The organism is Stenotrophomonas sp. Br8, from assembly GCF_014763005.1.
Lineage (GTDB): Bacteria > Pseudomonadota > Gammaproteobacteria > Xanthomonadales > Xanthomonadaceae > Stenotrophomonas > Stenotrophomonas lactitubi.
The window spans coordinates 392,446-409,572 of record NZ_JACGTN010000008.1; the positions used below are offsets into that span (position 1 = coordinate 392,446).

Annotated in this window: 16 protein-coding genes; 11 read left to right on the forward strand and 5 right to left on the reverse strand. The window is 66.6% G+C overall.

Translation table 11 applies throughout. The features are described from left to right. Window positions 1-33 precede the first annotated feature (33 nt). Entirely contained in the window at window positions 34-2,793 is a 2,760-nt protein-coding gene (locus tag H3005_RS09780) for an EAL domain-containing protein (RefSeq protein WP_191078045.1), read from the reverse strand. Window positions 2,794-2,936: 143 nt separating this feature from the next. Between H3005_RS09780 and H3005_RS09785 the strand changes: the two genes are divergently transcribed. Then, complete coding sequence (locus tag H3005_RS09785) at window positions 2,937-5,039, forward strand: PAS domain-containing sensor histidine kinase (protein WP_180167013.1); 2,103 nt, start codon at window positions 2,937-2,939, stop codon at window positions 5,037-5,039. Between the two features lie 4 nt (window positions 5,040-5,043). Continuing rightward, complete coding sequence (locus tag H3005_RS09790; RefSeq protein ID WP_089241062.1) at window positions 5,044-6,819, forward strand: EAL domain-containing protein; 1,776 nt, start codon at window positions 5,044-5,046, stop codon at window positions 6,817-6,819. A 94-nt stretch (window positions 6,820-6,913) separates the two neighbouring features. Here the strand turns inward: H3005_RS09790 and H3005_RS09795 are convergent, their stop codons facing one another. From H3005_RS09795 to flgA, 4 genes are all read right to left on the reverse strand, one after another. Continuing rightward, on the reverse strand, window positions 6,914-8,131 hold the full coding sequence (locus H3005_RS09795) for an ATP-binding protein (protein WP_099818410.1): 1,218 nt from the start codon (window positions 8,129-8,131) through the stop codon (window positions 6,914-6,916). Between the two features lie 91 nt (window positions 8,132-8,222). Beyond that, on the reverse strand, window positions 8,223-8,561 hold the full coding sequence (locus tag H3005_RS09800) for a flagella protein (RefSeq protein ID WP_025879114.1): 339 nt from the start codon (window positions 8,559-8,561) through the stop codon (window positions 8,223-8,225). After that, a complete protein-coding gene (gene flgM / locus H3005_RS09805; protein WP_025879113.1) occupies window positions 8,558-8,863 on the reverse strand; it encodes a flagellar biosynthesis anti-sigma factor FlgM in 306 nt (101 codons plus the stop codon). Before flgM ends, H3005_RS09800 begins: the two co-directional genes overlap by 4 nt. Window positions 8,864-8,938: 75 nt before the next feature. Next, window positions 8,939-9,595: a flagellar basal body P-ring formation chaperone FlgA gene (flgA, locus tag H3005_RS09810; protein WP_191078046.1), complete on the reverse strand. Its 657-nt coding sequence runs from the start codon at window positions 9,593-9,595 to the stop codon at window positions 8,939-8,941. 134 nt (window positions 9,596-9,729) lie between these two features. Between flgA and H3005_RS09815 the strand changes: the two genes are divergently transcribed. The 9 genes from H3005_RS09815 to H3005_RS09855 all read left to right on the forward strand — a co-directional run bounded on the left by H3005_RS09815 (window position 9,730) and on the right by H3005_RS09855 (window position 17,126). Further along, window positions 9,730-10,674 carry a chemotaxis protein gene (locus H3005_RS09815; protein WP_089241055.1) on the forward strand — a complete coding sequence of 315 codons (945 nt, stop codon included), beginning with the start codon at window positions 9,730-9,732 and terminating at the stop codon, window positions 10,672-10,674. 151 nt (window positions 10,675-10,825) lie between these two features. Continuing rightward, complete coding sequence (gene flgB, locus H3005_RS09820; RefSeq protein ID WP_089241053.1) at window positions 10,826-11,221, forward strand: flagellar basal body rod protein FlgB; 396 nt, start codon at window positions 10,826-10,828, stop codon at window positions 11,219-11,221. A 3-nt stretch (window positions 11,222-11,224) separates the two neighbouring features. Continuing rightward, entirely contained in the window at window positions 11,225-11,632 is a 408-nt protein-coding gene (flgC, locus tag H3005_RS09825; RefSeq protein WP_025879109.1) for a flagellar basal body rod protein FlgC, read from the forward strand. 23 nt (window positions 11,633-11,655) lie between these two features. Then, window positions 11,656-12,339, forward strand: coding sequence for a flagellar hook capping FlgD N-terminal domain-containing protein (locus H3005_RS09830; protein ID WP_100552488.1), 684 nt, complete (start codon window positions 11,656-11,658; stop codon window positions 12,337-12,339). 32 nt (window positions 12,340-12,371) lie between these two features. Continuing rightward, the gene (flgE, locus tag H3005_RS09835; protein WP_100552487.1) at window positions 12,372-13,595 is read left to right on the forward strand and encodes a flagellar hook protein FlgE; all 1,224 of its coding nucleotides are present in this window, start codon (window positions 12,372-12,374) and stop codon (window positions 13,593-13,595) included. A gap of 32 nt (window positions 13,596-13,627) precedes the next feature. Continuing rightward, a complete protein-coding gene (locus tag H3005_RS09840) occupies window positions 13,628-14,377 on the forward strand; it encodes a flagellar basal body rod protein FlgF (RefSeq protein ID WP_191078047.1) in 750 nt (249 codons plus the stop codon). 103 nt (window positions 14,378-14,480) lie between these two features. Then, window positions 14,481-15,266: a flagellar basal-body rod protein FlgG gene (flgG, locus tag H3005_RS09845; RefSeq protein ID WP_025879105.1), complete on the forward strand. Its 786-nt coding sequence runs from the start codon at window positions 14,481-14,483 to the stop codon at window positions 15,264-15,266. A gap of 22 nt (window positions 15,267-15,288) precedes the next feature. After that, on the forward strand, window positions 15,289-15,981 hold the full coding sequence (gene flgH, locus H3005_RS09850) for a flagellar basal body L-ring protein FlgH (RefSeq protein ID WP_025879104.1): 693 nt from the start codon (window positions 15,289-15,291) through the stop codon (window positions 15,979-15,981). Between the two features lie 2 nt (window positions 15,982-15,983). Continuing rightward, window positions 15,984-17,126 carry a flagellar basal body P-ring protein FlgI gene (locus tag H3005_RS09855; protein ID WP_269218792.1) on the forward strand — a complete coding sequence of 381 codons (1,143 nt, stop codon included), beginning with the start codon at window positions 15,984-15,986 and terminating at the stop codon, window positions 17,124-17,126. The last annotated feature ends 1 nt before the right edge of the window (window position 17,127 follow it).

The following is a 17,127-nucleotide window of genomic DNA, read 5'->3' on the forward strand; positions in this document are numbered from 1 at the left end:
GGTCGGCACCCACCAAGGCAGGGTCGTGGCGCCTCAGCGAACCAGCACCACTTCGCTGGCGGCATCGGTGCGGCCGGGTGCGGCGTGCTGCTGGCGCAGCCATTGCGCCAGGTCGCGCGGGCTGAGCGGGCGCGAGTACAGGTAGCCCTGGATCTCGTCGCAGCCCTGCCGGCGCAGCATGTCCTCTTCCTGGTGTGTTTCCACGCCCTCGGCCACCACCTTCATGCCCAGCGCATGGCCCAGGTGCACGATGGCCTGGGTCACTTCCGCGGTACCCGAGTCGTGCAGCATCCCCTGCACGAAACTGCGGTCGATCTTCAGGCGGCCGACCGGGAAGCGGTTGAGGTAGTTGAGGTTGGAGAAGCCGGTACCGAAGTCATCGACCGCCAGCGGCACGCCATGCCGTTCAAGCACATCGAAGCAGTGGCGCAGGATGTCGGTGTCACGGATCAGCGCCGATTCGGTCAGTTCCAGCTCCAGCCGCTGCGGCGGCCAGCCGTGCGCGTGGCAGATTTCGATCACCCGCTCAGCGAAGCCGCGATCACGCAGCTGCACCGCCGACACGTTTACCGCAATGCGCTCGAAATGCAGGCCGGCACGGTCCCATGCTGCCGCCTGGCGACAGGCTTCGGACAACACCCAGTCGCCGATGCGGACGATCTCGCCGCACTTTTCAGCAATCGGAATGAACTCCGCAGGGCTGCAGTAGCCGATCCCCGGACGATGCCAGCGCAGCAGCGCTTCGATCGCCGGCGGCTCACCATGATGGGCGTGCAGCAGCGGCTGATAGGCCAGGCTGAACTCGTCGCGCTCGATGGCGCCATGCAGGCCGTGCTCGATCTCCAACCGCCGCTGGATCCGCGCCAGCGCGTCCTGGCTGTAATACTGATAGGTATTGCGACCGGCTTCCTTGGCCGCGTACATCGCCGCGTCGGCTGCGCGCAGCAGCGAATCGAAGTCGGTCTGGCTCTCGCCGAGCATGGCGATGCCCACGCTGGCGCCCACCTTCAACGTGGTATCGCCGCGACGCAGTGGTTCGGCCAGCGAATTGATCAGCTTGCGCGCTACATGGCCGGCATCTTCCGGCTCGGCCAGGTCGCGCAGCACCACGATGAACTCGTCGCCACTGAAACGGCCGAACAGGTCGTTGTTGCGCAGGTTCTGGTGCAAGCGGGTCGCGGCGGCCTTCAGCAGCGCATCGCCAGTGGCATGGCCGAAGCTGTCGTTGATGTTCTTGAAGCCGTCCAGGTCGATGAACAGCATGGCCAGCGAGGTGCCACGATCGCGCGCCTCCTCGATGGCCTCCGACGTCTGCTCGCCCAGCAGCACCCGGTTGGGTAATCCGGTCAGCAGATCGTAGTGCGCCAGCAGTTCGATGCGTTCGTTGGCTTCACGCTCGCGGGTAATGTCACGGAACAGGACCACGAAGCGCGGCGGCAGGCCATCGCGACGATCCAGTTCGATCAGCACCTGTACCCACACGCGCAGGCCGGATTGGCGGTAGAAGCACAGATCCAGCTGCTCAGGCAGGCCGCCACCGGCAATCCGCCCCAGCGCCGCTTCGAACGCCGCGCGCGAATCCTCGGCGTACAGTGCGAGCGCCTGGTCGAGGGTGATCGGTTCCTTGCGCAGGCCGTGGATGCGATAGCACTCCTCGGTCCATTGCATGTTGCGCGTGGCAACTTCGATCTCGCAGCCGCCGATGCGGCCCAGCGCGGATACGCGGTTGAGCAGTTCGGTGCGCCAGCGGATGAGCGCATCGGTCTGGTGCTGTTCGGTGATGTTCTGCACCTGCCCCAGCAAGCGCTTGGGCTGGCCGTCCATGTCCAGCAGCGGTTGCATCCACAGCCGCAGGTGCTGGGAGGGTTCGTTGCCGCGGGTCAGTTCCAGTTCGATATTGGCGGCGCGGCCATCACGCCACAGGCGCCGCCAGGCGGCACGCAGTGCCCCGCGTGAGCGGGGGTGCAGCTGCTTGAGCCAACGTCGCTGCCCCGGGATGCTGCCTTGCTGCAGCGCCAGCAGCGAGCGCAGCTCCGGCGACCACCAGAAGTGGCGGCTGTGCGGATCGAACGACCAGCTGCCCATGCTGGCGATGCGCTGGGCTTCGCGCAGATGCAGCTGTTGCTCCTGCAGCATGGCCTCCAGCTGCTTCTGCTGCTCGATGTCGGTATGGGTGCCGACCATGCGCAGCGGCTGGCCATCGGCGGTACGGGCCACCACCCGGCCGCGGTCCAGCACCCATCGCCACTGGCCATCGGCCTGGCGGAAACGGAACTGGGCGCTGTACTGCTCACTGCCACCCTGCAGGTGTTCATCCAGCGCGGCACGCACCTGGGTGATGTCGTCGGCGTGCACGCGCGCCAGAATCTGGGTGGCGGTTTCCTCACCCAGCGCGGGCGTGCGGGCCACCCGGTCGCTGGGGATGTCCCAGTCCCACAGGCTGTGGCCGGCGCTGTCCAGCGCAAGTTCCCAGCGGCCACCACCGTCGATCGGCACCGGCTCGGGCACGCTGAGGGTGAAGGCGAGCAGGTTGCCGCTGTTGTCATGCACGGCGCGCAGGTGGCCATCGTAGTGGCCGCGTGGGCCGCCTGGCAGCGTGCAGGCGACGATGCCACCGTCGGCGGCCAGCAGGCGCAGGTCTTCCAGCATCGGCGCGTAGGCGGCCACCGTAGCCGGCAGGCCATGCTCGCGCGCGGCCGGATTGGCCGCGAGCGGGCGCCCGCTACGGTCGACGATGACCAGCGCCGAGGCGAGCGGATGCTGCAGCAGGCTGGCGATGATCCCTTGGTCCACGCGATCTTGCTCCGGATGAAACGCCCGACAGCGGGGCACGCAGTGGTTAACGGCGCCTGCGGCGGATAATTGAGTGGCCAGGGCACACCTGCGCGGTAAGATGACCGGCACCCCTCTTCCCTGCCCTCCTCCCTGCCCTGTCCATGCCCGTAGAACCGACCGGCACTGCCCCTGTTCCCGACCCGCGGATGGCGCAGGCGCTGGGGCGCGACCGTCGGCGCGTGGTGCTGAGCTACCTGGCGATGGCGCTGGCCTGGATGATCGCCACTGACGGCGCGGTGACGGCGCTGGTGCCCGACCCGCAGCAGGCGGCACTGTGGCAGAGCATGAAGGGCGCATTCTTCGCCCTGGCCAGCGCAGGCCTGTTGTACCTGCTGCTGCGGCCGCTGGCCGAGCACGTGCTGCACACCCATGCCCGCCTGCAGGCTTCCGAGCTGCGCCTGCGGCAGATGTTCGAGGGCAACCCCGGCCCGATCCTGGTCTATGACCTGGACACACTGGCCATCCTCGATGCCAATCCGGCCGCCTGCAGCACCTTCGGCTGGGACCGCGACGCGCTTCTGGCACAGACCATCGACGTGCTCTGGCCACCGGGCCAGGACCAAGCGTTGCAGACCAAGCTGGAAGAGATCCGCGAGGCGCCCGAGCAGCTGTGCATCCTGCGTGCGCAGTTGCAGCTGCGCGATGGCAGCCTGCGGCAGATGGAACTGCGCTCGAACGCGATCGACTACGACGGGCACACGGCGCGCCTGCTCATCGCCATCGACCGCACGGCCGAAGACCTGGCGCAGCTTCGGCGCGACCAGGCATTGGCCCGGGTAGAAGAAGCCCACGAACTGGCGCGGATCGGCGCATGGGAACTGGACCCGTCCACCGGCCAGGGCCGTTACTCCAACCAGGTCTATCGCCTGCTGGGCCGTCGCCCGCCCGAGGCGCGACGCTGGCACCGTTTCGACGAACTGCTGGTGGCAGCCGACCCGGCTACCGCCGCACAGACCGATCAGGTGCTGGCCGGGCTGTGCTCCGGCGAGCAGGTGCAGGTGGATGTGCTGCTGCCGGTACTGGCAATGGATGGCCGCGCGCTGATGGTGCACCTGCGTGCGGCCAGCGGTGTGGATGAGGCCGGCCGTGACCGGATCCTGGGCACCTTGCAGGACGTGACCGAACGTGAGCAGTCACGGCGCCTGCTGCGCGAACGCGAGGAGCAGTTCCGCGAGCTGGTGCGGGTGTTGCCCGATGGCGTGGTGATCCTGTCCGACGAACATGTGCTGTACGCCAATGCGTGGGCGGCCGGCCTGTTCGGCTACGGCAGCCACACGCTGCTGGGCGAGCCGCTGTCAGCCTTGGTGGCAGGCAGCGATCTGGCCCGGCTGCGCGCGCAGATGCGCGCTGGGCAGCCCCAGCACAGCCCAGGCCACAGCAGCGTGCTGGCCATGCAGCGCGCCGATGGCCGCAGCTTCCAGGCCGGCCTTGCGGTGGGTGACGTGCGCTACGGCGGGCGTGACTGCAAGCTGCTGATCGTGCGCGACCTGAGCGAATCGGAGCAGACCCGCAGCGCGCTGGAGACCAGCAACCGCGAGCTGCAGGCGATGGCCGGTCGTCTGTTCTCGCTGCAGGAAGACGAGCGCCGGGCAATCTCGCGCGACCTGCACGATGACATCGGCCAGGCGATCACCGCGATCAAGCTTTCGGCCTATGCGGCGCAGGACGAGGACGACGCGCAACGGCGCGGCGAGGACCTGGCACAGATCGTCAGCCTGGCCGATACCACCGTCGCCAAGCTGCGCGACATCTCCACCCTGCTGCGGCCGCCGCAGCTGGATGCGCTGGGCCTGGAAGCGGCGTTGAGCTGGCAGGCGCGTGTGCTGTTCCGCTCGTCCAGCGTCGAGCTGCAGGCTGAGATCGAATCGCTGCCCACGCGCCCGGACAACAGCATCGAACAGGCGTGCTTCCGCATCGCCCAGGAAAGCCTGACCAACGCGCTGCGCCACGCGCGCGCCAGCCAGGTGGTGCTGCAGCTGCGCGACGTCGACCAGCGCGGGCTGCACCTGATGATCCGTGACGATGGCGAGGGGTTCGACCCGGATGGCCCGCGCGGCCTGGGCCTGATCGTGATGCGCGAGCGTGCGCAGAGCGTGGGCGGCCATGTGCGGATCGAGTCGGCGCATGGCGCCGGTACCCTCGTCGATGTCCACCTTCCTTACCAGGCCGCTGTTACCGCGGCCGTAGAGTCAGCGGAATACTGAGCCCATGTGGAACCCCAACCTGCCCCCGGTCAGCATCGATGATGCGCCTGATCGCCTTGGCGCCGGCAACCCCGAGCTGCAGGCGATGGTCGCCGAAGCCGCTTCCGGAGGCACAGCGCTGATGCTGATGCATGTGGACATCGATCACTTCGCCTCGGTCAATGAAAACATGAGCGCGGAGGTCGGTGACCAGGCCCTGGTGCTGGTCGCCCAGCGCCTGCAGTCCTACCTGCGCGGACGCGGCAAGCTGTGGCGGCATGGCAGCGACGAGTTCCTGATCGCCGTGCCGCGCACCGCCGATCTGCCACTGGCCGAGGATTTCGCCGAAGAGATCCGCCAGCAGATGGAGCTGCCCCTTTCGGTACTGCCCTATACGCTGTTCATGACCGGCAAGCTGGGCGTGAGCCTGTGCCCGGAGCATGCCAGCAGCGCCTCGCGCCTGCTGGACCATGCCGAGGACGCGCTGTACCAGGCCGCCCGCGAAGGTGGCAATGCGGTGCGCATCCATGCGGTGGACACGCCGCCGAGCGCGCACAGCGAGAGCATCATCGCGCGGCAGATTGTCGATGCGATTCCCAACGGCGAACTGAAGCTGCGCTACCAGCCGCTGGTCAGCGCCCGCGATGGCCACGTGGTGGGCATGGAGGCGCTGCTGCGCTGGCAGTCGCCCACCCTGGGCATGCTGGTGCCGGAGCGGTTCATGCGTACTGCCGAGCGCCTGGGCATCATCGTGCAGATCGGCACATGGGTGCTGGAAGGTGCCTTGAAGCAGGCCCGGCTGTGGCGCGACCAGGGCTTCGATGACTTCACCATCGCAGTGAATGTATCCACCCTGCAGCTGCTGCGGCCGAACTTCTTTGCCGAAGTGATGGGCGTGATCCAGGCGTCGGGCGTGCCGGCGCAGATGCTGACGCTGGAGATCAACGAAAGCGCGCTGACCAACAACGTCAACTTCGTCCACGAAACGCTGGCCAACCTGCGCAACGAAGGCATCAGCCTGAGCCTGGACAACTTCGGCACCGGCGATTCGAGCCTGAGTGCACTGGTGCGCTACCCGGTGGACAAGCTGAAGATCGACCGCAGCTTCATCAAGAGCGCGCCTGCCGGCAATCGTGAAGCGGCGATCGCCCGCGCGATCATCGCGATGGGCCACCAGCTGGGCATGACGGTGATCGCCAACGGCGTGGAATCGCAGGCGCAGCTGGGCTTCCTGCGCCGCAACGACTGCGATGTGTTCCAGGGCTACCTGTTCGGCGAGCCGATGTCGGCCGACGCCGCCGGCATGACCCTGCGCCGCCGTTACCTGCGCCCGGAGGCGTTTGCCGAAACCCGGCCGGACCGCACCCTGCTGCTGCTGGACGACGAGGAGAACGTGCTGCGCTCGCTGGTGCGCCTGTTCCGCCGCGACGGCTACCGCATCCTGGCGGCGGGCAACGTGCGCGATGCGTTCGATCTGCTGGCCATCAACGACGTGCAGGTGATCCTGTCCGACCAGCGCATGAGCGACATGAGCGGCACCGAGTTTCTGGGCCGGGTGAAGATGCTGTACCCGGACACGATCCGTCTGGTGTTGTCCGGCTATACCGACCTGAACACGGTGACCGATGCGATCAACCGCGGTGCGATCTACCGGTTCCTGACCAAGCCATGGAACGACGACGAGCTGCGCAAGCACATCCACCAGGCGTTCCGCACGTACGAGGAACAGCGACGCAGCAACGGTGGGCCGGTTGCCGCCGAGCCGGCTGATGGTGGCGAGGATCGGTCACCGCTGCGCTGAACCTGCACACGGGTAGTGCCGGCCGCTGGCCGGCAGCTGCTGGGTAGCCGATTTCATCGGGTTGCCGGCCAGCGGCCGGCACTACCAGAGGCCTTTACCGTGGCTGCTTGATCGGCAGCACCAGGCGGAAGCGCGAGCCGACGCCTGGCGTGCTGTCCAGATCGATGCGGCCGTGGTGCTTGTTGATGATGCTGTAGGAGATCGACAGGCCCAGGCCGGTACCGCTGCCCACCGGCTTGGTGGTGAAGAACGGATCGAAGATGCGCTGGCGCAGTTCCGGCGAGATGCCACCACCGGTGTCTTCAAATTCCACCCACACCGTGTCTCCGTCCACGCCGGTACGCACGGTGATCGTGCCGCGCTCGGCGATGGCGTGGCCGGCGTTGAGCAGCAGGTTCATGTAGACCTGGTTCAACTCCGACGGCAGGCATTCCACCAGCGGCAGCTGGCCGAACTCGCGCACCAGGTGCACCTTGTACTTGAGCTCGTTCCAGATGATGTTGATGGTCGATTCAAGGCCGGAATGCAGGTCGACCAGCTTCCACGACTCATCGCGGCCGGAATAGGAGAAGTCCTTCAGGTCGCGCACGATGCGGGTGACGCGCTCGATGCCTTCGCGTGATTCGGCCATCAGCTGCGGCAGGTCGCGGCTGATGAAATCAATGTCCAGGCGGTCACGGATATCGTCGATTTCCGGGATCAACGCCTTCGGGTCCGGCGCACGCAGAGCACGTTCGTAGGCCTCGATCACCGTGAACAGGCTGCGCAGGTATTCCTGCAGGCTGCCCAGGTTGGAATGCACGTAGCCGATCGGGTTGTTGATCTCGTGCGCCACGCCGGCGGCAAGCTGGCCGATGGAGGCCATCTTCTCCGACTGCAACAGTTTTTCCTGGGTGCCGTTCAAGCGCAGGTACGCCTGGCGCAGTTCGGCATGGCGCTGCTGCAGTTCGCGCTCGTAGTCTTCCTGGCCTTCGATATGGCGGAACAACGCCAGGTAGTGCCCCGAACCGGGCTCGCCATGGAAGTACAGATGGGCGATGACCACGCCCTCGCCCAGCGGCAGGCTGCCATTCCAGTGACCGTGCTGGCGCGCATGTTCGAGGGCATCCGGCGGCAGCAGTTCACGCAGGCGCTGCGGCGGCGGCAAGGCGCCTTCGTCGCTGCCCAGCAGGCTCTGTGCGGCCGGGTTGGCCAAGGCCACCTGTCCATCTTCGGTGAACAGCAGCAAGCCTTCGCGCAGGCGCTCAAGCAGGGCCTGCAGCACCGGTTGCGGCGGAAGGGGGGCGGTAACCAGAACGTTGGCAGCAGACACGGCGGCTCGGGGCGATCAAACAGGCGCCCAATATACGCGTTCATGCGGCGGCCGACAGCCGCCATCGGACGGTCAGCCGACCGCCGGCCTGTCAGGCGACGGCGAGTGGCCGCCGCGCGGTGACGGTGTGCGACTGGCCCTTGGCATCGTATGCCGAGGACTCTTCGGTGCGGCCCATCTGGCGCAGTGCCCAGTTGACCTCGCGCCGGCGCCGCGACAGCAGCACGCCGTTGGCGCGGTTGCGCTCGGCCAGTTCCTGCAGTTGCTCGCCCTCGCCCACCGGTGGCGCGCCTTCCAGCGCACGCAGCGCTTCCAGCTTCGCACCGGTGGCACGGATCAGGGCGTGCACGTCGTGCTCGACCAGGGCCTGGCGTTCAACGTCCAGGGCCTGGGCAAGGCGCTGCAGCGGCTCGCTCATCGCCGCGGTCATCCTTGCAGCTGCTGGTCCAGTTCAAGCATGCGCGAAGCGATCGCGTCCGGATTGATCTTGTAGGTGCCGTTCTGCAGCGATTCGCGCACCGCTGCAACACGCTGGGCGTCGATCGCCGGGGCGGTGCTCAGCTCACGCTCGATGGCCTGCAGGTTGGTGGCTTCGCCGGTCAGGCGCAGGCTGTCGGCCGCCTCGACCGGACGTGCCGCCGAATCGGTGCTCACGCCGGGCTTGGCGGCCGGGGTGGTCACGCTGCGCAGTGCCTGGGGGACCTGCAGGTTGCCGTCGATTTTCTGGCTCATGGGGTGTCCTGGAGTTGCCGTACACAAGGGATAACGGCCGCAGGGCCGCGATCTTTAGGGGAATTCTGCATTATTTCAACGCGCCACGATTACGTCACCGGCCGCGTCCACCGTGCCCTGCACGATACGGCGCGAGGACAGGTTTTCCACTGAGACGCGCTCGTTCTGCCCGGCATCGCCCAGTGCGCGCCCGGCGATGCGGACCTCGACCGAACCACGCCGCGATACCAGTGCCACATTGTCTCCACGCTTGATGAGACGCTGTGCAACCAGATCATTGCTCGACAACAGGGTTCCCGCCGGCAACGGCCGACGGGCGATGCGGCCGATCGCTGCGGCAGGATCGGCCAGCACTGCGCCGGCAATCCGTGCCGCGTCACGCTGGGCAGTACTGATATCGGCGGCGGCAATGGATTCTCCAGTGCCAATGCCACGGGTCAGCACCAGCACGGTCTGGTTGCGGCGCACCTTCACCGGCACGAACAGGCGCCAGCCGCCGGCATCGGGGCAACTCACCTCCACCGTGGTGTTGGCCGTGGGCTGCACCTGCAATGCGCCGCCACATTTTGGAAGGCGCAGCGCATCGGCGACGACGGCCTCACCTTCGGTGCCGGCGGCCAGGGTCGACAGTGCCGCGGCACGGATGCTGGCCACCGGCTGCCAGTCGGCCGCAGTTGCCCACGGCGCGGCCACGGCCAGTGCAATGGCAAGGAAAGAAGCAATGCGGCGCATGACGCCTCCTGTCGGTAAGACCTGGCCCAGACGCGTGCAAGCTGCGTGCCACAGCCAGCGCACGGAAATCCCTGCGTGCCCGGCCCTGTACACAGGCCCTCAAGTTCCGCCCTGCCCGCGCCGATACAGCAGCCATGTCCCATGACCTGCTCAACCGGATCGACCAGCGAACCCGACTGGCCGGCCACAATCGCCTGGCGCTGCTGCTGTTCCGCCTCGGCGGACGTCAGCTTTTTGGCGTCAACGTCTTCAAGGTGCAGGAAGTGCTGCGCCGCCCGGAGCTGTTCCAGGTGCCCGGCCTGCCCGGCCAGTTTGCCGGCGTGGCCGATGTGCGCGGCCGTTCGGTGCCGGTGCTGGATCTGGGCCTGGCCATCGGCCACCCCGAGCGCGAGCCGGATGCGGACACCGCGCCCGGCTACCTGGTGGTGACCGAGTTCAACCGCTCGATCCAGGGCTTCCTGGTCAGCGGCGTAGAGCGCATCGTCAACATCGCGGTGGAAGACATCCACCCGCCACCGGAACTGGGTGCTGAATCCAGCTACCTGACAGCGGTGACCCGCTTCCAGGGCGAGCTGATCCAGGTGATCGACGTGGAAAGCGTGCTGGCCGACATCGCCCAGGTCCGCGGTGAAGCGGTGCTCGACCCGGCCATGGCGATGCCTGCCGATGCCCCGCAGCTGCAGGTGCTGGTGGTGGATGATTCGCGGGTGGCGCGCCAGCAGATCCGCAGTGTGCTGGACCAGCTGGGCGTGGGCGCAACCCTGCTCTCGGATGGCAAGCAGGCGCTGGACCACCTGCTGCAGATCCATGCCTCGGGTGAGAATCCGGCCGATCGCTACGCCATGGTGATCTCGGACATCGAGATGCCGGCGATGGACGGCTACACGCTGACGACGGAAATCCGGCGCCACGCCGGCCTGTCCGGGCTGTACGTGCTGCTGCATACCTCCCTGTCGGGCGTATTCAACAATGCGATGGTCGAGCGCGTGGGTGCCAATGCCTTCGTCGCCAAGTATTCGCCGCACGAGCTGGCCGACTTCGTGCTGGACCGCCTGCGCAAGGTGGCGATGGCGGCGTAAGGCCGCCCGTGGGGTCGGACCCCCGAAGGGGCTCCGACCCCATACATCGCAATGCGTGACCCTCGGGGTCAGAGCCCCTGCGGGGATCTGACCCCACGCCTTTGGCACACCGCTTGCAGCTTCCCGGGCAATGTTCCCGTGGGAGTGCACCGTGCGCAACCTGATTACCGACTACCTGGGCGTCCATGCCCAGGCAATGCCGTTGCGCGAACAGCGCATGAAGCTGATCGCCAGCAACCTCGGCAATGCCGACACCCCCGGCTACAAGGCCCAGGACCTGGACTTCGATTCGGCCCTGCGCCATGCCCAGGGGCTGGATGCCAACGGCCTGATGACCACCACCAACGAGCAGCACTACGAAATCAGTAGTGGCCTCAATCCGTTCCAGGTGGCCCGCGAGGGTGTGCAGCCCAGCATCGACGGCAACACCGTCGACCCCGATGCCGAGCGCGCCGCCTATGGCCGCGCTGCACTGGAATACCGCGCCTCGCTGAGCTTCGTCGAAAGCAAGGTGCGTTCCATGCTCACCGCGATCACGGGGCAATAAGCCATGAGCAACCTGCCGATCTTCGATATCGCCGGCTCCGCACTGCAGGCGCAGTCGGTGCGCATGAGCACCATCGCCTCCAACCTGTCCAACGCTGACAGCATCGCCGGCTCCGCCGACGCGGTGTACAAGCCGCTGGAACCGATCTTCCAGGCGGTCACCAGCAAGACCGACCCGAACATCACCTCGGTGCAGGTGAAGGAAATCACCCAGAGCAACGCGGCGCCGATCAAGCGCTACGAACCGGGCCATCCGCTGGCCGACGGCGATGGCTACATCTACCAGCCCGACGTCGATCCGGTGGCGCAGATGGTCAACCTGATCTCCACCTCGCGCAATTACCAGGCCGGCGTGGAGATGTTGACCACCGCCAAGGAACTGGCCCTGGCCACCCTGACCATGGGCCGCTGAGGCCCACTGCACCGGACACCGTCATGACCACTGCCGTCAACAACCAGAGCAACCAGGACGTCTACACCGCCCTGGGCCTGAACGCCCCCAACAGCAACGCCACCAAGAAAAAGAACACGCTGGACCAGGCCGACTTCCTGCGCCTGATGACCGAACAGCTGCAGCACCAGGATCCGCTGAAGCCGATGGACAACACGCAGATGGTCTCGCAGATGGCGCAGATGTCGACCGTGCAGGGCATCACCGATCTGAACAAGTCGGTGAAGGGCTTCCAGGAGTCGATGGCCAGCGACCAGGTGCTGCGTGGCGCCGCGCTGGTCGGCCACCAGGTGCTGGTGCCGTCGGAAAAGCTGGTGCTGGAGAAGGAAGGCTCGGTGGAAGGCACGGTTGCCGCACCGGCCGCCGGCATCGTCACCGTGGACGTCACCGACGCCAATGGCGCCAAGGTCACCTCGATCAGCGTGGAAGCCAAGGCAGCCGGCGAGACCGCGTTCACCTGGGACGGCAAGGATGCCAACGGCAAGCGCATGGAGCCGGGCAAGTACAACATCGTCGCCAACCACGTCGACACCACCGGCAAGAGCACCAAGCTTTCAACCTTCGTGCAGGCACCGGTGGAAAGCGTGACCGTCGGTTCCGACGGCCTCTACCTGAATCTCAAGGGCCTGGGCACGGCCCCTCTCGACTACGTGCTCCGCGTCAGCTGAGCCGCACCCACCGCATCCAACAGGAGCATCCCATGGGCTTCAACATTTCCCTGTCCGGCATCAACGCTGCCAACTCGGACCTGAGCGTCACCGCCAACAACGTGGCCAACGTCAACACCACCGGCTTCAAGCAGTCGCGCGCGGAATTCGCCGACCTGTTCGCCGCCACCAGCTACGGCCTGTCCAAGAACGCGATCGGTTCGGGCGTGCGCGTGTCCAACGTGGCCCAGCAGTTCATCCAGGGCAACAACGAGCAGACCGGCCGCAGCCTGGACATGGCCATTTCCGGTGAGGGCTTCTTCACCATGAACATGAACGGTGCACGCGTCTACTCGCGCGCCGGCAACTTCCAGACCGACGCCGCCGGCTACGTGGTAAACCCGCAGGGCGCACGCCTGCAGGTGCTGGCACCGAACGCCGACGGCACCAACTTCGATGCTGGCCGCCTGGTCGATCTGCAGCTGCTGACCACCGACAGCCCGCCCAAGCAGACCAGTGAAGTCAAGGTCGGCTTCACCCTGCCGGGCAATGCCAAGCAGCCGACGGTGACCACTTTCGACCCCACCAATTCCAACAGCTACAGCCACTCCAGCGGCGGCATCACCGTGTATGACTCGCTGGGCGTCAGCCACACCCAGGTGTCCTACTTCGTCAAGGAAGCGGCCACCAACGCGTGGACGGTGCACAACTACGTCGATGGCCAGCCGGCCGGCGCGCCGACCCCGCTGACCTTCGACAACGCTGGCAAGCTGACCGCACCGGCCAACGGCAGGATCAGCCTGGGCACCTTCACCCCGACCACCGGCGCTGGCGTGCTGAACATGACGCTGGATGTGAGCGGCTCGACCCAGTACGGCGAGAAATTCGCCCTGCGCAACACCCAGCAGGATGGCTACGCGGCCGGCAAGCTCAACGAGATCACCGTTTCGGAAACCGGCGTGGTGTTCGCCCGCTATTCCAACGGCGACGACAAGCCGCTGGGCCAGGTGGCGCTGACCAGCTTCAACAATCCGCAGGGCCTGGAACAGAAGGGCAACAACCTGTGGGTGGAGACCTTCGATTCGGGCACGCCGCGCACCGGCGCCGCCGACACCTCCAACCTCGGCAAGATCCAGGCCGGCTCGCTGGAATCCTCCACCGTCGACCTGACCGAACAGCTGGTCAACATGATCACCGCGCAGCGCAACTTCCAGGCCAACGCGCAGATGATCACGACCCAGGACCAGATCACCCAGACCGTCATCAACATCCGTTGATGACCTGCTGACCCTGTCACGGAACTCCCCGCATGGATAAAGCCCTTTACGTGGCGATGACCGGTGCCCGCGCCTCCCTGCAGGCGCAGGGAACGCTCAGCCACAACCTCGCCAACTCGGACACCCCCGGCTTCAAGGAAGCGCTGGCCAATACCGAAGCCTTCCCGATCCGTGGCCCGGGCTTTGCCTCGCGGGTGGATGCGCTGCACGTCGATGCGGGCTTCAACCGCACGGCCGGCGCGCAGCACATCACCGGCAAGCCACTGGACCTGTCGTTGCAGACCGGCACCTGGCTGGCCGTGCAGTCCACTGATGGCAGCGAGGCGTACACCCCTGGCGCCGCGCTGTCGGTGACCCCGAACGGCCAGCTGGTGACCTCCAGCGGCCGTCCGGTGCTGGACGACAACAACAACCCGATCGCAATTCCGCCCTACCAGGCGATGGAGATCGGCAACGACGGCACGATCTCGATCATCCCGCAGGGCGAAGGCCCGCAGACGATGGCGATGATCGGCCGGATCAAGGTGGTGCAGGCGCCGGATGAGCGCCTCGAACGCGGCCTGGATGGCCTGTTCCGCAATACCGATCCGCTGCAGCCGTTCGCCCAGGCGCAGGGCACGGCGGTGCACAGCGGCCAGCTGGAAGGCAGCAACGTCGATGCCGCCGGCGCGCTGGTACAGATGATCCAGCTGCAGCGCCAGTACGAAATGCAGGTACAGGTGATCAAGCACGGCGATGACAACGCGCGCAGCGCCAACAGCCTGTTGCGCCTGGGCAGCTGACGGAATTCCGGCACCGGCAGACGCCGGTACTGGCACGCCGCTTGCACTCCCTACCCCATGGGCCGCATCGCGCGGCCGGCTTCACCCAGACAGGACTCCGAAGATGAACCAGGCATTGTGGATCGCTAAAACCGGACTGGATGCGCAGCAGATGCGCATGTCGGTGGTTTCCAACAACCTCGCCAACACCAACACCACCGGCTTCAAGCAGGACCGCGCCAGCTTCGAGGACCTGCTGTACCAGCAGGTGCGCCAGCCCGGCGGTTCGTCTTCGGCACAGACCCAGCTGCCCACCGGCCTGCAGATCGGCACCGGCGTGCGCGTGGTGGCCACCGCCAAGAACTTCGAGCAGGGCAGCCAGCAGCAGACCGGCCGCGCGCTTGACGTGATGGTCAACGGCCGCGGCTTCTTCGAAGTGCAGATGCCCGACGGCAGCTCGGCCTACACGCGCGACGGCTCGTTCAAGATCAACCAGGACAGCGAGCTGGTCACCAACAGTGGCTACCCGGTGCAGCCGGGCATCCAGATTCCCGAAGGCGCGCAGTCGGTGACCATCGGTACCGACGGCACCATCAGCGTGAAGATGGCTGACGGTGCGGCATCGGTGGAAGTCGGTGCGCTGACCCTCACCGACTTCGTCAATCCGGCGGGCCTGCAGGCACGCGGTGAAAACCTGTTCCTGGAAACCACCGCGTCGGGCCCGGCACAGAACGGCAACCCCGGCCTGAACGGCCTGGGCACCGTGGTGCAGGGGGCGCTGGAAGGCAGCAACGTCAACGTGGTGGAAGAGCTGGTGTCGATGATCGAAACCCAGCGCGCCTACGAAATGAACGCCAAGGCGATCTCGACCACCGACTCGATGCTCGGCTACCTCAGCAACAAGCTCTGACCGCCCTCACCGGGAAACTGCCATGTCGCCCCTTTCTTCCTTCGCCCGTACTGCCCTCGCCTGCGCCGTGGCTGCCCTGCTCGGTGGCTGCGTGATCGCTGGCGACGTGCGCCCCTATCCGACGATGGCGCCGCTGCAGCCGATCATGCCGCCGCAGGCCGAACCGACTGCCGGCGCGATCTACGCCGCCGGCCCGACCCTGCAGCTGTATTCGGACCGCCGTGCGCGCGATGTCGGCGACCTGCTGACCATCACCCTGCTGGAAAACACCACCGCGCAGACCAGCGCCAACACCGCCACCAACAAGGAATCGAACCTGAGCCTCGGCACGCCGTCGATTCTCGGTGCACCGGTCACCCTGGGCGGCAAGGACATCCTGAGTGCAACGGCCAAGGGCGCGCGCGATTTCACCGGCAAGGGCAACAGCGCGCAGAGCAACCGCCTGCAGGGCAACGTGACCGTGACGGTGGTGCAGCGCCTGCCCAACGGCAACCTGGTGGTGCAGGGGCAGAAGAACCTGCGCCTGAACCAGGGCGACGAACTGGTGCAGGTACAGGGCATCGTGCGCCCCGGCGACATCAGCGCGGACAACACCGTGCCCTCCAGCCGCGTGGCTGAAGCGCGCATCGTCTATGGCGGCCGCGGCCCTGTTGCGCAGTCCAACGCAATGGGCTGGTTGAGCCGCTTCTTCAACTCCGGCCTGACGCCGTTCTGAGTATGGCCATGAAACTTTTCTTCTCTTCTACGTGGCAGCGACGCATGGCGTCGCTCTACGGATCATTCTTCCTCCTTCTGGCAATCGCTGCGCCCGCCAGCGCCGAGCGCATCAAGGACCTGGCCCAGGTGGGTGGCGTGCGTGGCAATGCGCTGGTGGGTTACGGCCTGGTGGTCGGCCTGGATGGCAGCGGTGACCGCACCAGCCAGGCGCCCTTTACCGTGCAGAGTCTGAAGAACCTGCTGGGCGAGCTGGGCGTCAACGTGCCGGCCAACGTCAACCCGCAGCTGAAGAACGTTGCAGCCGTGGCGATCCATGCTGAGCTGCCGCCGTTCGCCAAGCCCGGCCAGCCGATCGACATCACTGTTTCCTCCATCGGCAACGCCGTGTCCCTGCGTGGTGGCTCGCTGCTGATGGCGCCGTTGCGCGGTGCCGATGGCCAGGTCTATGCGATTGCCCAGGGCAACCTGATCGTCGGCGGCTTCGGCGCGCAGGGCAAGGACGGTTCGCGCGTCTCGGTGAACGTGCCCAGCGTCGGCCGCATTCCCAACGGTGCGACCGTTGAACGCGCCCTGCCCGATGTATTCGGTGCCAGCGGCGAGATCAACCTGAACCTGCACAACAGCGACTTCACCACCATCTCGCGGATGGTGGGTGCACTCAACAATGCCTTTGGCGAGGGCTCGGCCCGCGCCGTGGACGGTGGCACGGTTGCCGTGCGCGCGCCGACCGATGCCGGTGCGCGCATCGGCCTGCTGGCCCGCATCGAAAACCTGGAACTGACCCCCGGCGCTGCGCCGGCCAAGGTGGTGGTCAACTCGCGTACCGGCACCGTGGTCATCGGCCAGCAGGTAAGGGTCGGCCCTGCCGCGATCTCGCACGGTTCGCTGACGGTGACCATCCAGGAAAACACCAACGTCAGCCAGCCCAACGCCTTTGCCGGTGGCCAGACCGTGGCCACGCCGCAGTCAACCATCACTGCCACCAACGATGGCAGCCGCATGTTCAAGTTCAATGGCGGCACCACCCTGGACGAGATCGTGCATGCGGTGAATGCCGTTGGCGCGGCACCGGGTGACCTGATCGCGATCCTGGAAGCACTGAAGCAGGCCGGCGCCCTGAGCGCCGAGCTCGAGGTGATCTGAC

What these genes read in the sequence shown, in the direction of transcription:
- H3005_RS09785 (WP_180167013.1), top strand. Translation starts at nt 2,937, where the DNA reads ATGCCCGTAGAACCGACCGGCACTGCCCCTGTTCCCGACCCGCGGATG.
- H3005_RS09790 (WP_089241062.1), top strand. Translation starts at nt 5,044, where the DNA reads ATGTGGAACCCCAACCTGCCCCCGGTCAGCATCGATGATGCGCCTGAT.
- H3005_RS09800 (WP_025879114.1), bottom strand. Translation starts at nt 8,561, where the DNA reads ATGACCGCGGCGATGAGCGAGCCGCTGCAGCGCCTTGCCCAGGCCCTG.
- flgM (WP_025879113.1), bottom strand. Translation starts at nt 8,863, where the DNA reads ATGAGCCAGAAAATCGACGGCAACCTGCAGGTCCCCCAGGCACTGCGC.
- flgA (WP_191078046.1), bottom strand. Translation starts at nt 9,595, where the DNA reads ATGCGCCGCATTGCTTCTTTCCTTGCCATTGCACTGGCCGTGGCCGCG.
- H3005_RS09815 (WP_089241055.1), top strand. Translation starts at nt 9,730, where the DNA reads ATGTCCCATGACCTGCTCAACCGGATCGACCAGCGAACCCGACTGGCC.
- flgC (WP_025879109.1), top strand. Translation starts at nt 11,225, where the DNA reads ATGAGCAACCTGCCGATCTTCGATATCGCCGGCTCCGCACTGCAGGCG.
- H3005_RS09830 (WP_100552488.1), top strand. Translation starts at nt 11,656, where the DNA reads ATGACCACTGCCGTCAACAACCAGAGCAACCAGGACGTCTACACCGCC.
- flgE (WP_100552487.1), top strand. Translation starts at nt 12,372, where the DNA reads ATGGGCTTCAACATTTCCCTGTCCGGCATCAACGCTGCCAACTCGGAC.
- H3005_RS09840 (WP_191078047.1), top strand. Translation starts at nt 13,628, where the DNA reads ATGGATAAAGCCCTTTACGTGGCGATGACCGGTGCCCGCGCCTCCCTG.
- flgG (WP_025879105.1), top strand. Translation starts at nt 14,481, where the DNA reads ATGAACCAGGCATTGTGGATCGCTAAAACCGGACTGGATGCGCAGCAG.
- flgH (WP_025879104.1), top strand. Translation starts at nt 15,289, where the DNA reads ATGTCGCCCCTTTCTTCCTTCGCCCGTACTGCCCTCGCCTGCGCCGTG.
- H3005_RS09855 (WP_269218792.1), top strand. Translation starts at nt 15,984, where the DNA reads ATGGCCATGAAACTTTTCTTCTCTTCTACGTGGCAGCGACGCATGGCG.